This window comes from Neolewinella xylanilytica (assembly GCF_002934605.1).
Classification (GTDB): Bacteria; Bacteroidota; Bacteroidia; order Chitinophagales; family Saprospiraceae; genus Neolewinella; species Neolewinella xylanilytica.
This window is the reverse complement of record NZ_PTJC01000005.1, coordinates 1,318,568-1,333,019: the sequence shown is the minus strand read 5'-3', so window position 1 is coordinate 1,333,019 and position 14,452 is coordinate 1,318,568. Positions and strand designations below refer to the sequence as shown.

The 14,452-nt window shown below is 61.9% G+C and carries 13 protein-coding genes; 7 read left to right on the top strand and 6 right to left on the bottom strand.

Annotation, left to right across the window (positions count from 1 at the left end):
- Window positions 1–86 precede the first annotated feature (86 nt).
- Entirely contained in the window at window positions 87–1,424 is a 1,338-nt protein-coding gene (locus CLV84_RS05260; protein ID WP_104418680.1) for a glutamine synthetase family protein, read from the top strand.
- Here CLV84_RS05260 and CLV84_RS05255 read toward each other — a convergent pair whose 3' ends face one another.
- Window positions 1,425–1,790 (bottom strand): hypothetical protein, encoded by a 366-nt coding sequence (locus CLV84_RS05255; RefSeq protein WP_104418679.1) that lies wholly within the window; start codon window positions 1,788–1,790, stop codon window positions 1,425–1,427.
- An 84-nt stretch (window positions 1,791–1,874) separates the two neighbouring features.
- Between CLV84_RS05255 and CLV84_RS05250 the strand changes: the two genes are divergently transcribed.
- From CLV84_RS05250 to CLV84_RS05240, 3 genes are read left to right on the top strand one after another with little or no spacing between them, the layout of a single operon-like run.
- Window positions 1,875–2,897, top strand: a complete 1,023-nt coding sequence (locus CLV84_RS05250; RefSeq protein WP_245911384.1) for a hypothetical protein — start codon at window positions 1,875–1,877, stop codon at window positions 2,895–2,897.
- Between the two features lie 6 nt (window positions 2,898–2,903).
- Window positions 2,904–3,752, top strand: coding sequence for an HAD-IIA family hydrolase (locus CLV84_RS05245; RefSeq protein ID WP_104418677.1), 849 nt, complete (start codon window positions 2,904–2,906; stop codon window positions 3,750–3,752).
- 14 nt (window positions 3,753–3,766) lie between these two features.
- Window positions 3,767–4,024: a hypothetical protein gene (locus CLV84_RS05240; RefSeq protein WP_104418676.1), complete on the top strand. Its 258-nt coding sequence runs from the start codon at window positions 3,767–3,769 to the stop codon at window positions 4,022–4,024.
- A 71-nt stretch (window positions 4,025–4,095) separates the two neighbouring features.
- Here the strand turns inward: CLV84_RS05240 and scpA are convergent, their stop codons facing one another.
- On the bottom strand, window positions 4,096–6,150 hold the full coding sequence (gene scpA / locus CLV84_RS05235; protein ID WP_104418675.1) for a methylmalonyl-CoA mutase: 2,055 nt from the start codon (window positions 6,148–6,150) through the stop codon (window positions 4,096–4,098).
- 86 nt (window positions 6,151–6,236) lie between these two features.
- On the opposite strand from scpA, the gene CLV84_RS05230 reads away from it, so the two are divergent.
- Window positions 6,237–7,160, top strand: coding sequence for a YihY/virulence factor BrkB family protein (locus CLV84_RS05230; RefSeq protein ID WP_170067581.1), 924 nt, complete (start codon window positions 6,237–6,239; stop codon window positions 7,158–7,160).
- Here CLV84_RS05230 and CLV84_RS05225 read toward each other — a convergent pair.
- Window positions 7,123–7,908, bottom strand: a complete 786-nt coding sequence (locus CLV84_RS05225; protein ID WP_104418673.1) for a glutamate--tRNA ligase family protein — start codon at window positions 7,906–7,908, stop codon at window positions 7,123–7,125. The two genes, CLV84_RS05230 and CLV84_RS05225, sit on opposite strands and share 38 nt — an antisense overlap.
- A gap of 290 nt (window positions 7,909–8,198) precedes the next feature.
- Here CLV84_RS05225 and CLV84_RS05220 point away from each other — a divergent pair, with 290 nt between their 5' ends.
- Both CLV84_RS05220 and CLV84_RS05215 read left to right on the top strand, forming a co-directional pair.
- The gene (locus tag CLV84_RS05220; protein WP_104418672.1) at window positions 8,199–9,008 is read left to right on the top strand and encodes a C1 family peptidase; all 810 of its coding nucleotides are present in this window, start codon (window positions 8,199–8,201) and stop codon (window positions 9,006–9,008) included.
- A gap of 35 nt (window positions 9,009–9,043) precedes the next feature.
- Window positions 9,044–11,485 carry a TonB-dependent receptor plug domain-containing protein gene (locus CLV84_RS05215; protein ID WP_104418671.1) on the top strand — a complete coding sequence of 814 codons (2,442 nt, stop codon included), beginning with the start codon at window positions 9,044–9,046 and terminating at the stop codon, window positions 11,483–11,485.
- A 28-nt stretch (window positions 11,486–11,513) separates the two neighbouring features.
- Here CLV84_RS05215 and CLV84_RS05210 read toward each other — a convergent pair whose 3' ends face one another.
- From CLV84_RS05210 to CLV84_RS05200, 3 genes are read right to left on the bottom strand one after another with little or no spacing between them, the layout of a single operon-like run.
- Window positions 11,514–12,788: a metal-dependent hydrolase family protein gene (locus CLV84_RS05210; RefSeq protein WP_104418670.1), complete on the bottom strand. Its 1,275-nt coding sequence runs from the start codon at window positions 12,786–12,788 to the stop codon at window positions 11,514–11,516.
- Window positions 12,789–12,806: 18 nt separating this feature from the next.
- Complete coding sequence (locus tag CLV84_RS05205) at window positions 12,807–13,226, bottom strand: hypothetical protein (protein ID WP_104418669.1); 420 nt, start codon at window positions 13,224–13,226, stop codon at window positions 12,807–12,809.
- 38 nt (window positions 13,227–13,264) lie between these two features.
- Entirely contained in the window at window positions 13,265–14,308 is a 1,044-nt protein-coding gene (locus CLV84_RS05200) for a sialidase family protein (protein WP_104418668.1), read from the bottom strand.
- Window positions 14,309–14,452 lie beyond the last annotated feature (144 nt).

The following is a 14,452-nucleotide window of genomic DNA, read 5'->3' as shown; positions in this document are numbered from 1 at the left end:
GGGGCCACGTTCGGGCCGTCTTTTGGTGAAGAAAGCCGGTGGGCGAGGTCGATTGTTCGCCGGTCGGGTTACCTATCTTTGCCCGGATGAAGCTCAGCCTGGACCAACTCCGTCAAGATCCTACCCAACGCGTGAAGGTTGGGGTGACCGACCTGGACGGGGTGCTACGCGCTAAATACCTGTCGGCTGAGAAATTATTGAACGCGGTGGACAAAGGCTTCGGTTTTTGCAATGTCATCTTCGGGTGGGACATTGCCGACGCGGTGTACCCCGAGCCATTACCCGACCCCGGCTTCGCCGATGCTTCCGCCCGCATCGATACCCATACGCTTCGCAGCGTACCCTGGGAAGAGGGGATTCCGTTTTTCTTGGGAGATTTCCGCGACGATAACGGCCTGGCCGGCACTGCCTGCCCGCGGTCTTTGCTGCTCCGCGTGATAGACCAAGCCAGTGCATTAGGCTTCACCGCCCGTTTCGGTCCGGAGTACGAGTGGTTTACGTACCGGGAAACCCCGGAATCCCTGGCGGAAAAGGACCACCGGTCGCCCCGCCCCCTCACGCCGGGGATGTTTGGCTATTCCGGACTGCGGACCAGCCAGTATGCAGCATTCCACCGGGACCTCTATGACCAGTTGCGAAGCTTTGACGTTCAGCTCGAGGGGCTGCATACGGAGACGGGGCCGGGGGTACTGGAGGCGGCCGTCAGTCATCGGGAAACCCTCGAGGCGGCCGACCGGGCCGTCCTGCTCAAACTCGGCGTGAAGGAAATCAGCTACCGCCACGGCCTGGTGAGCAGTTTCATGGCCAAGCCATCCGTCACGCTGCCGGGCTGCGGGGGCCACCTGCATCAATCGCTGTGGCGCGACGGCACAAACGCCTTTCACGATTCCGGGGCGGCGGACGGGATGAGTACGACCCTCAAACAGTATGTCGCCGGACAGCTACTATTCCTACCCGAAATCATGCCGCTGTTCGCTCCCACCGTAAACAGTTACAAGCGCTACATCGAAGGGTCCTGGGCCGCTACCCGCGCGAACTGGGGGACGGAAAACCGTACGGTGGCCCTGCGGTACATTCCCGGGGACGCGACCGCCACCCGACTGGAGACGCGGGTACCTGGGGCGGATGCGAACCCTTACCTGGCGATCGCCGCGGCGCTGGCGGCGGGGCTTTACGGCATCGAACACGAGCTAGAATTGGAACTCCCCATGGTGCGGGGCAGCTCCTACGAGCAGGCAGTCGGCCAACCGCTGCCGAAGCACCTCGGGGAGGCGACGGAGGCGATGCGCCGGAGCGAGCGGGTGTCGGAACTATTGGGCGAGTCGTTTTGCGGCCACTTCGTGCGATCGCGCCAACTAGAGTGGAATCGTTTTCTGGAGGTGGTCACCGACTGGGAAACGCGTCGCTACTTCGAGCAGATCTGATCAGTTATCTGCAGCGTCGGCGTTGGTTCCCCTTTCTTTCCGTTGGCGGGGTGGCGGGCCGACGGGTTCGCGGTAACCGAGCGAGGTAAAGGTCGATCTGCGGGAACGGCGTTCGGCGTTCGGGATACGGCGGCGCAGGATCCGCTCGGCTTGGGAACTGGCGGCATTGAGGACCAGTAGGCGGCCAGCGGCCAGGGGGTTCTTCCGGTGGGGGCCGCGGGCGGTCAGCTTTTTGATCCGTAGCAGTTCCGACCGGCGAAGCTCGGCTTCCGTGGGGGGCTCGCCACCGTCCTGGCCCCGTACCATAATCGGGAGGACGCCGATGACCACGAACAGGAGCAGAAGGGGTAGTGGGTTTTCTCTCATGGTGTCGACTTTACCTTAGCAAACCGGTAGCCGATTCTCAGGTTTGCAAAACGCAGGGCTTAAAACCTACCTTCACCCCAGATCATGATCAATCACCAAAACATACTGCGCTACGCTTGGCGCGCCTACGACCACACCCGATCGATTCGGAGCATCGAGGATATCAGCGCCCGCGTATCCACCAACCACGTGTTCAAGCTGGTGATGGAAGACGGCAACGTACTGATTGCCAAGGTTACCTACTTCGGCTCCTTCGAGGGCTTTGCCGAGGACCATACGATCATCAACGTACTGGCTAATAACCTTCCCGTCCGCTACGCCAACTTCCTGAGCCGGGGACTGATGAAGGGAAACCAGCTTTTCTTTCACCGCCACATCGACGCGGAGCAGGATGCCTGGATCATTTTCTACCGACCGATCCAGATTCAGGAAAATCCGCCGCGGAAGCTGACCGAAGACCAGGTGAGTCAACTCGGACGGGAGATGGCCTACTTTCACCGCGATTGCACCCTGGTAACCAACACCCTGCCACGCAGTGACCGGGACATGACGACGGATGTCACTGCCCTGGTGACGACGGCCCGCACCGATTATCCCGACCATTACGAACTCATCGAGGAACAGTGCCGGCGCTTCCTGGAAAATACCTTCCGAATTAACGTGTACGGCTTTCAGAAAATCCCGGTCTTCGTGGACTGGAACATCGGCAACTTCAGCGTGGACCGGAACGGGCGGCTGGCCAGCCGGTGGGATTACGACTGGTTCCGGGTATCTACCCGCGTAGTGGATTTCTACTTCCTGAGCCGGGTGGTGAGCGAGGTTGGCGACAAAAGTGCCTTCACCTACGAGGTCGACCGACTGCTCGAAGACCGGTTTATGCTGTTTCTGCGGTCGTACCACGAGATTTTCCCGCTTACGCGCCCCGAAGTGCTCTTCATCAAGGAGGCTTACCGCTTCTTTCTCCTGAACTACGTGTTGCGGCTGGGGCGCTACTTCTTCCTCCCCTCGTTTGCCGAGCAGCTCTCTCGGGACGTGCTAACGACGCACCTTCCGACGCTGGACGAAAAGTTTTCCGTGGAAAAGATTTTACATACGCTTAGACTCTGATTGGACATGAAGATTATCCCCTTTGACGAAGTGGCCGCTAAATTTCCGGTTATCTTCTTTGACAGCTACGGTGTATTACGCAACCACCGCGGCCCGATCCCGAATGCGATTCAGACCGTCGAACGGCTGATGGAGGCGGGAAAACACGTACGGGTGTTGACCAACAATGCCGCCAGAAGTCCGCAGGCCGCCGCCGACCGCATGGCCGAATATGGACTCCACTGCATCGGCGAGGATAAGATCATCACCAGCGGAGCTACCACCCGGCACTTTCTGGAGCAGAAAGTGAAGCGGGGAAAAGTTGCTTACCTCGGCACGGCGGCTTCGGCCGAATACATCATCGGTGCGGGGCTGGAGGCTATACCTATTTCGGCGGTCGATATTATGCGGTTGGATGAAATCGGAGCGGTAGCCTTTCTCGACGACGAAGGCTACGACATGAACGTCGACATCAATTTACTGATCAATATTTTGCGGAAGTGCCAGGTGCCCGTAGTGGTGGCCAACACCGACCTCCTCTACCCTACCACGGCCAACGATGTAGCCCTGGCGACGGGGAGCATCGCCCGGCTGGCGGAGTACGTACTGGGGCGGAAATTCGTCAAGTTTGGTAAGCCGGCGAGCCAGATGTTTCAGATGGCATTGGACAGCGTGGCGCAGGAATTCCCGTCCGTGTGCCCGCGGGATATTTTAATGGTTGGCGATACGTTACACACGGATATCCTGGGCGGCAACACCTATGGGGTGTCCACGGCGTTGGTACTGAGCGGGAATACCCGCCCCGAGAGCGCGGAAACGGAAATCAACGCGTCGGGCATCATCCCGGATTTCGTGTGTAAATCCATCGGGGAGTAAAAAGCAAATTGATCATGGCAAACTATACGGAAGAAGATCGCGAGCTGATTCGGCTGATCCGCAGTGAATTGGGAGCGGAATGGCCCGCGGCGAAGGCACGGATTCTCGAACGGCTGCCGGCCGGGGTGGATCCCGAGCTGATAGGGAAATTCGTGGATGAGCGGGAGGAACCGGGAATCTACGTAAACGAATGGGGCGTAGAGCCCCGGTTTTATCCGCACCGGGATTCCAAGCGGTTGTTGGAATTTTATCGGATCCGGAGCTTGGAGTAGCGGGGAGACATCGGATGTGTCAGGTTTTTTGCCATTTTGGCACACTTTTTGGCACCTGACACATCCGATGTCTACTCGGCCAGCATCATCTCCAAAATCTCCTCCGCCGCCACGGTGATATTCGTGCCCGGTCCGAATATCCCCACCACGCCGTGGTCGTAGAGATATTGGTAATCGGCAGGAGGAATGACCCCACCAACGATCACCTTGATGTCCGCCGCGTCCGCCGCGGCCAGTTGCCGGACCACTTCCGGAACCAGGGTTTTGTGCCCCGCCGCCAGCGAGCTGATACCCAGTAAGTGGACGTCGTTCTCCACCGCCTGCCGTACCGCCTCGTCCGGTGTCTGGAAGAGCGGACCGACGTCTACGTCGAAACCCAAATCCGCGAAGCCGGAGGCGATCACCTTGGCCCCCCGGTCGTGGCCGTCCTGACCGAGTTTGGCAATCAGGATTCGCGGGCGGCGGCCGTTGGCCCGGGAGAATCGGTCGGAAAGCTCCCGGACCTGGCGCAATCGATCCGGAGCCGAATGCCCGGCATATACCCCGCTGATGAGTTGGTGGCTGGCCCGGTAGCGCCCGAACACTTCTTCGAGCGCCGTGCTGATCTCCCCGAGCGTGGCGCCGGCGCGGGCGGCGACCACGGCGGCCGATAACAGGTTCCCATCTCCCTTCGCCGCTTCCGTTAGGGAGGTGATGGCAGCCTGTACTTCCGTCGCATCGCGCTCCCGTTTCGTTCGTGCGATGGTGTCCAGTTGCTCCTGACGAACGCGGTCGTTATCGACTTCCAGGAGTTCGAAATCAGCCGCCTCGTCGTTGCGGAAGATGTTGACCGCCACGATCTGTTCCTTGCCGGAGTCGATGGCAGCCTGCTTGCGGGCGGAGGCTTCTTCAATACGCAATTTCGGCAAGCCCGTTTCAATGGCCCGAACCATTCCGCCGGCTTCCGCGACCTCTTGCATGAGTTCCCTTGCTTCCTTTACCAGCCGCCGGGTCTCCCGCTCCACGTCGAAACTACCGCCCCAGGGGTCTACCGCCTGGGTAATTCCCAACTCGTGCTGCAGGTACAGCTGGGTGTCCCGCGCGATCTTGGCGCTGTAATCGGTGGGGAGGGCGATCGCCTCGTCCAGGGCATTGGTGTGCAGACTCTGGGTGCCACCGAAGACCGCCGCCATCGCTTCGATGCAGGTACGAGCAACGTTGTTGTAGGGATCCTGCTCCGTGAGACTGTAGCCACTGGTCTGGCAGTGAGTGCGCAACATCGAACTCTTCGGATTTTTCGGCTTGAACTCCGCCATCAGTTCCGCCCATAGCTGGCGGCCCGCCCGGAGCTTCGCGATCTCGGTAAAATGCTTCATGCCGATGCCCCAGAAGAAGCTCAGCCGGGGGGCAAAATCGTCGACATCCAGCCCCGCCGCTACACCGGCTCTTACGTATGCCAGCCCGTCAGCCAGGGTATAGGCCAGTTCCACCGCGGCGGTTGCGCCCGCTTCGTGCATGTGGTAGCCGCTGATGCTGATGCTGTTGAAGCGTGGCATGTGAGCGGCGGTGTAAGCGAAAATGTCCGAAACGATGCGCATACTCGGCTCCGGCGGGTAGATGTACGTATTCCGCACCATGAACTCCTTGAGAATGTCGTTCTGGATCGTACCACTCAGTTTTTCGGGGGCTACCTCCTGCCGCTCCGCCGCCACGATAAAGAAGGCCATAACCGGGAGGACGGCCCCGTTCATGGTCATGCTGACCGACATTTTATCCAGGGGAATTTGGTCGAACAGCCGCTCCATATCCGCCACCGTATCGATCGCAACGCCGGCCTTACCTACGTCGCCCCGGACGCGTTCGTGGTCGCTGTCGTACCCCCGGTGGGTAGCCAGATCGAAGGCAACCGACAAGCCGCGCTGCCCGGCAGCCAGGTTACGGCGGTAGAAGGCGTTGGATTCCGCGGCGGTGCTAAAGCCGGCGTACTGACGGATGGTCCACGGTCGGCCCACGTACATGCTGGCGTAAGGACCACGCAGGTAAGGCGGGTAACCGGCTACGGAGGTCAATGGCCGATGATCGGCGGGTAAATCCGCGGTCCGGCCCAGGCCGTGGTCGGGCCGCTCGGAATAAGGAGGTCGTTGCATACAGTCGGGGTGGTGGGCAAAATACGTAAATCGCCGGGGCGAACACTGTTGTGGGTATCGGTATTGTAAGAGCAAAGCCGCAATCCGTGCCCAAACAGAACTTCTTTCAACGTACCGTTTCCTTTACCCAGGAACTCTTCAATAATTACGGCCAGGACGACGCCTTCACCCTGGGCGCGGCCCTGGCTTACTATACCGTATTCAGTTTCGCCCCCCTCCTCGTGGTGGCCATTGCGATTGCCAGCTATTTCATGGGGGAAGATGCGGTCACCGGAAGGCTGTACGGGGAACTGGAGGGACTGCTCGGCCCGGATGCCGCTACTACTCTGCAGGACATCGTGAGCAATGCCTATTCCACGGGAGACAGCCTGTGGGCTACCGTCCTCAGTGTAGCGACGCTGCTGTTTACGGCTTCGACGGTGTTTGCGACCCTGAAAATGAGCCTGAATAAAATCTGGCAGATCGAGGCCCGGCCGGCTAATAACATCATCGGATTTCTGGTGACCCGGTTGCTTAGCTTCGGCTTCGTGGTAGGGCTCGGATTCCTGCTGATGATCACGCTCATCGTGAATGCCCTGATTATCGGTTTCATGGACCAAATTGCCAGCTACCTGCCCGCCCTCGGACCGGCGGTACTCGGCATCACCAGCTGGGTACTGGCGACCATTGTAACGGCGATCATTTTCGCCTTGCTTTTCCGGTTTCTACCCGACGCGAAGGCGCGGTGGAAGGATATTTGGGCCGGCGCGATCTTCACCGCTTTGCTGTTCGGGCTCGGCCGCTACCTGATCGGGTTGTACATCGGCAACTCCAATTTCAGCAATACGTACGGTGCCGCGGGAGCCTTGGTCACCCTGCTAGTCTGGACCTTTTACAATAGCCTCATTCTCTTCCTCGGAGCGGAGTTCACGTTCACCTGGGCCAAGCGGCGGGGCTTTCCCATCCGGCCGGATCACAACGCGGTGCGGGTGATCAAGGAGGTGCGCAAGGTGGATGGTTTGAAGGTGTGACCCTTAACCAGTTTTCGGCAATCTGAAAGATCTCCTTCGCGCTGACGCCCCACTCCCGCACCCCGCGGCTCCCCTGGCTCTTGGAAAGCTTCTCCCCCCCTTCTAGGATCAACGGATGGTGCACGAACCGGATCCGTTCCAGCAACGGCGGATAACCCAGCAAATCGCTGAGTAAGGCCTGCGCCGCCGTGCTATCCCGCAGGTCCTCCCCACGCGCACATTCCGTAATCCCGAAGTGGAGGTCGTCGACCGTACAGGCCAGCTGGTAACTCGGGCGGCCGTCTTTCTTGCGTACCGCGAACCAGGGCATGCTTTCGTGTAGTATGGTACCGCGTGTATCCACCCGCCAGGCCACCGCTGGCCGGTTGAAGGCGATGCTTCCCCGCAGACAGCCGTGTACATGAACACCATCCGCCAGTTCCTTTCGCGAGCAGGGACAGGCAAATACTTGCGCCGGGGCGCGGGTGCGTAGCTCCTCCAACGCTTCGAGGTACAATGTCATCCGATACTCCTGGGACCAGTGCCGCTCGAAGTCCGTGGCGTCCTTCGGGCCGTGGGTCCAATCAATGCCGAGCCAGTGCAGTACCTCGAAGACATCCTCCAGGTACTCCGGGCGGAAGCGCTCGCGGTCCAGGTCGTCGATGCGCAGGAGGAGCGGCCCGCCGTCGGCCAGCAGGGCATTAGCGGCAAAGTTGGCCGCGTTGCCGGGGTGCAGGTAGCCGGAGGGGGTGGGCGCTATACGGTGCATTGGGGTGAAAATACGCCAGTCGTCCGCACAGCTTGCTGGTCGGCCGACGGGTCGCAGCCATGAGCCTTATCCCCGGAGCTGGGCCGACGAGCAGCTTACCTTCCCCCCGACCGCAAAGTTTGTCGCGGTAGCTCGGCGGACCAGCACCCCCCGGAGCCGGGCCGACGAGCAGACACGCTTTTCCTCAACACCAAAAACTTTACCGGTAGCTCGGCGGACCGGCACCCCTCGTATACGTTAGCCCGTCAGCCCAGCGTTAGCACCCCACAGCTTTTTAAGTACCCTGAAGTATGACGATTCTCCGCCAGACAGCTTTCCTGTTTGCCCTGTTCCTTTGCTCCTGCGCCCTCGCCCAACAACCCTACGGCACCGCCAAAAGCGCGGAAAAACTGCAGGGCCTCAGCGATCTCGAGACCATCGACCAGATGATGTACTATATCCCCGGGATCGGCAGCTCCTCCCGGGAAGACCTCCTGCGCCAAAATATCAAGCCCTACATGATGCCCATCCGCCAGGTGCCCCAGACCGGTATGGAATGGGCCTACGCCCTGGCCGACGCCCTGGAGTACTACGTCAACCTGAACAGCAACTTCAAGGACAATATGAGTCCGGATTACATCTCGATGAGCCTGGCCAACGCCGGCACCCGCCCCAACCTCGTCGACGGACTCGGGCTACTCATGAACGCCGGCACGGTATCGGCCGCCATCGTGCCCTATAACAGCAGTACTATCCCCAACTCAGTCTACTCCGTGGCCCGCTTCGGCATCGAGAACTTCGGCTACCTGTTCCGCCCCGAAACCAAGCCCCGCAACCGTGTCTTCGAAGCCCGGAAGGCCCTCAGCCGGGGCAACCCGGTCATCGTGGAACTGTCGACCGACGACCGTTTCACGGGCCTGAAGTCCGGCACCTACGAACCCGACGGTCCGGCCACCGAAAAGCATTTCATGACCGTCATCGGCTACGACGGCGAGGCCGAGACGTTCGAACTCCGCAGCTCGCTCGGCCGCAACTGGGGTGCCGGCGGATACGTCACCATCAGCTACGAGGATTTTGGCGAACTGGCACAGACGGGCTACGTACTGATTCCGAAGGAGTGAGTTTATAGTTCCCAAGCCGGTGGTACCTTAGCGGTATGGTTCCGTTGCTGCGTCTTCTGCTTCTGTGCTTACTGTTGTGCCCCGCGGTCACCTCCGCCCAGACCGTCCTGCAGGTACTCGACGAAGAAGGGGACCCCCTGTCCGGCGCCACCGTCATCCGCCTACCGGACGAGCAACTCGGCTACACAGACGATGCCGGCCAGCTCGCCGTCAACCTCGCCGAAGACGACAGCCTCCGCATCGACTTTCTCGGTTTCGAACCACTCACGGTCACCGGCGACCGACTACAAGCCGGCATCAACCGCCTCAGCATGCTGGAATGGAGCTCCGGCATCAGCCTGATGACGGCCACCATCGTGGGACGCCGCGATGAACGGGCAAACACCCTACCCTACCAGGTGGAAACGATCGACCGCGAAAATCAGGCGAAGATTCAGTCGCTAACCACGGCAGACGCCCTGGAAGCCCTCAGCGGGGTGTACGTACAGCGGTCCCAACTGGGGGGCGGCAGCCCGGTGGTGCGCGGCTTCGAAGCAAACCGGGTACTGCTAGTCGTGGACGGCGTTCGGATGAACAACGCCATATACCGGAACGGCCATCTACAGAGCGCCATCACCGTGGACCCCAACGTACTGGAACGCATCGAGGTTATCTACGGCGCCGGAGCCCTGACCTACGGCAGCGATGCCATCGGCGGGGTCGTCCACTTCCGTACCCGCCAGCCCGATTTCCGGCCCGACGGTGGCTGGAGCGGCTATCAGCAAGCCAACTTCGCCACCGCCGCCAATGCCCTTAATTACGCCGGTGGTTTCGAATTCGGCGGAGCCAACTGGGCGGGGCTCAGCAGCTATTCCGTTACCGCCATCGGTGACCTGCGCGCCGGCGGCAACCGGCCGGACGCCTACGGCGATTTCGGCCTCCGCGATCAGTACGTCGACGGCGACGATGTCCTCGACAACGATAATCCCCAACGCCAGGTCGGCAGCGGCTACGATCAGTACAATCTCCTCCAGAAATTTCGGCTCCGCCTGGCGGAAAAGATGGAGCTGGACGCCAACTTCCAGTTTTCCACGACCTCCGATATCCCGCGCTACGACGCCCTCATCGAACGCCGCGACGGCAACCTCCGCTGGGCCCGGTGGGATTACGGCCCCCAAACCCGCGCCCTCGGCAGTCTGCGCCTCTCCGACCGCCGCCCTACCTCCCTCTACGACGTGGCCACCTACCTACTCGCCTACCAGTACACCGAGGAGGATCGCATCCAGCGCCGGCTCGGTAGTCCCGTCACTACCGAGAACCTCGAAGGCGTCCACGCCTACACCCTGCAAGTAGACTTCGCCAAACACCTCGCCACCGGCACCGAACTGCGCTACGGCCTTGACGGGCGTTACGACGAGGTGATCTCCACCGCCACCCCGGCGGGCGAACCCACCCGGTATCCCGGCGGGGGCAGCACCCTCGCCGCCGGTGGTGCCTACGTGGACCTGAGCCACCGCTTCGCCGATTACTGGCGGGTGCGGGGCGGCCTCCGCTACAATTATCAGCGCCTGAGCGCCACCTTCACCCCCAACGACATCGTCGCCTGGCCGGAAGATTACCTCGACGGAACCGGCGGTAATTCGGATGCGCTCACCGCGGCCATCGGACTGCGTTACCGCCGCGCCGGTAATTCGGTACGCCTGCTCTTCGCCCAGGGTTTCCGGGCGCCCAACGTCGACGACTTCGGCAAATTCCGGGAGCAGAACGGACGGGTACAGGTACCCAATCCCGACCTCGGCCCCGAAAAGTCCCACACCCTGGAGCTCGCCTACGGACGGCTGGAAGGCCCCTTCCGCTTCGAGGTCACCGCCTACGGTACCGTCCTCACCGACGCCGTCATCCGCCGCGCCGGCGCCCTGCCCGACGGCCGCACCTCCTTCGTTAGCCGCGGCGACACCCTCTACACCGACACCAACGTCAACGCCGAACGCGCCTGGGTCTACGGCTTCGACCTCGCCACCGCCTGGAACTTCGCTACCGGCTGGGAGCTACACGGCCGCTTGAACTGGCTGCGGGGCGAGCGGCGACAGGAAGCTCCCGGCGGCGAGCTGCTCACGCTTCCGCAGGACCACATCCCCCCGGCCTACGGCCAGTTCGGGCTGCGGTACGAACGCGGTCCGTGGTGGGCGCGGGGGCGGGTCGATTTCCAGGTCCGCAAGGAGTTTGAAGACTACGCCGTCAATGCCATCGACGGCACCGCTGCCAGCGGCTACACCTTCGATCGGGTAGGCAGTGCCGACAACATCGAGTTGACCCCGGACAGCGAAGGCGCCCCCGGCTGGTACACCTTCAATGCCTACGCCGGCTACGATTTCTCCGAGCGCGTATCCGTCCAGCTCAAGGCCGAAAACCTCCTTGACCGTTTTTACTGGCGATTTGCCAGCGGGATCGCCGCCCCCGGCATCGACCTGGGATTGGGCGTACGGTATCAGTGGTAAGCAGGGCGCCGGGGCGCTGGAAGAACGCCTAATCCAAGTCAACCTCCTCGCCCCCGAGCATCACCCAACGCACCTCCCGCAACAGAGAGATATCTTGAGTAGGATCCCCATCCACCACCACCAGGTCGGCCAGTAAGCCGGGTACTATCCGCCCTACCCGATCGGCAAGTCCGAAAACGTCCGCGTTTCCGGAAGTCACCGACCGCAATACCGCCAGCGGCTCCATCCCGTAGTCCACCATCATCTCCAGTTCCCGAGCGTTGTCGCCGTGGGCGAATACGCCGACGTCGCCGCCGGCTACGATGGTCACCCCGGCCGCGAGGGCGGCGGTGAAGGAAGCCCGCTTTTCCCGGATTCGTTCCGGCTCGGGATCGGTCCCCTTCCGCCAACCCCGGTACTGCAAAATAGCGTCGCCGGCCGCCAGGGTCGGACAAAGGGCTACTCCTCGCTCCGCCATCAGCTCGAAGACCTCCGCCGTGCCGCCGTCGCCGTGCTCGATCGTGGCGACCCCGGCCAGGGTGGCCCGGCGCATGCCTTCGGCGGTGGCGGCGTGGGCGACTACCGGGCGGCCGCTGCTGTTGGCGACTTCCACGATCAGCGCCAGTTCCTCCTGGGTGAAGGTGGGCCGGGCTTCCCCGTTCGGGCCCCAGCGGTAGTCGGCGTACACCTTGATGAGGTCGGCACCGTGGCCGATCTGGTCGCGGACTACCCGGATCAGCTCGTCCCGGCCATCGGCCTCCTCGGCACCCAATGGCACCCGGACCTGTTCGTTGAACCCGCCGGGACCATAGCTCCCCGTGGCGACGATCGCTTTACCGGCTACCAGCAGCCGGGGCCCGGGAATGATGCCCTTGTCGATGGTTTGTTTTAGCCCTACGTCGACGTACCCCGCCCCCTCGGATCCCAGGTCCCGGACGGTAGTGAAGCCGGCGTGCAGCGTTTCTCCGGCGTGCAACCCACCCCGGATGGCCCGCTCGGCGTGGGATTCCTTCAGCACCTGATCGTTCCAGTCCACTTCGTCGTAGGGGTGCAGCAGCAGGTGGGCGTGGCCCTCGATCATGCCGGGCAGGAGGGTACCCTCCGGAAATTCCCGAACCGCACAGCCGGAGGTTTCCAGGTCGGTGACCGCTCCGATGGCCGCGATGGTGTCGTTTCGCACCAGCACCGACAGGCCTTCGGAAAGGTCAGTGCCATCGAATACGTAACGGGGCGTGATTAGGGTACACGTAGCCTCCTGGGCAGCCAGTCTGGCGGTAGCGAAAAACAGTAGTACGGCGATCGGCGCCAGGCAATTCCATCCCATCTCCGCAAGATAGCCTGGCTAGGCTTCCGTATCCAGCAATTGCTCCAGCCGCTCCGTCTCGTCCACCTCCACCACGCCGAGGATGATGAGGTGGCCGTTGAAGTCGCGGACGATATAGCGGGTACGGAAGTCGGTCAGCCGCTCCCCGGCCTGATCCAGGAAGATCCATTCCATTTCCACCAGCCGGATGACCCCGTTGATCGGGCTGTCTCCGACCAGGCGGTGGGTGATGCGCTTGACGCCCACCGCGTCGTACTTCCGGAAGGTGAGTTCGCAGTCGCGGAGAAAAGCGGGCCGGTCCATGATCACCGATTGGCCGGTAGCGGAAAAAATGCTGGCGGGAAAGGCGTACATCGCCGCCACCTGCAGGCTATCGGAAGCGGTGAAGTAAGCGGCGTAGCGGTCGAAGAAGCGGACGGTGGCGGGGGGCAGTGGCATAGAGCGGCAAATTAAGAATCCTCGACTCAGCGGACGGGCTAGCGGGCGGTAACCAGCCGGAAGCGGGCGTGCCGGATCTTCTTCCGGTCGTACGTATAGACGACGTGGACGGTACCATCCGCCGCCTGGATGATGGCGGGGTAGCTGTATTCTCCTTCCTCGTGGCGTTCGAGGTCGACCAGGGGTAGCCAGTCAACGCCGTCGGTGGAAAAAGCTACGTCCAGCACGTTGCGGCCGTTCCACCAGTCGTCGCCCATCGGTAGGGGATTATTGACGAGGAGGAAATTTCCGGTGGAAAGGGTGAGGGCGTCGACGCCGGAATTGGCGTTGGGTACGGGCAGGCTATCCGCGTCGGTCCAGCTGGCACCCCCATCGTACGACCAGCTCCCGATCAGCCGATCGTGCTTGCTGCGGCAGAGTATTTGCAGGGTATCGCCGCCGTGGCGCAGGATGGCGGGCTGGATGATTTCGAAATCCCGGGAATTAGGAACGGCCACCTTTTCCCAGGTATCGGTGGCTTCGCGGTACCGTTCCAGGTGTACCCGCCAGGCGTCGGTGGTGGGGCTCTCCGTGCTGCTGCCGCAGAGGATCACGCCCGGCTCCGTTTCGACGGGTTTGTTGCGGACGGGGCCGAGGAAGCCTTCGGGTAGATAGGCCGGTTTGGTCCAGGTAGCCCCGTCGTCGTCGGAGGTGACCACGGCACCGCGCCATTCCCGGGGGTTAGGACCTACTTTAAAAAAGAGGTAGAGGCGTTTACTTTGGCTTTGGAACAGCACCGGATTCCAGCAGGGCAGCGTGTCGCCGTCCACAACCGGCGCAGCGACCAGCTGCCGGGGCTCCGACCAGTCCTGCCCCCGCGACCGGGCTAGGTAAATACCGACGTCCTTCGCCCCTTCGTAACTGCCGCCGAACCAGGCGGTCAGCAACCGGCCGGGGGTCGTTTCCACGATCGTGGCGGCGTGGCAGGCCGGCGTCGGGCCTTCGTCGAAGACATCGGTCCGGACAAAATCCAGCACTTCCGGAACCTGGGCGTCGAGGGAGGAAAGCACGAGCATGATGAGGAGCGTCAGGAGGCAGGCCATGGAATATCCGTCGGGTGGAAAATTAAAGATAGCCAGGTAGCGGTTAGGTTCGCAAGGGTGGTTGCTCCCGCGCTCCGCCGCCGCCCCCTTTCCGGCAAATTATGGTGCAAGCCGGTAAAGCACCCGGGGCCCGGGGATAAGTGT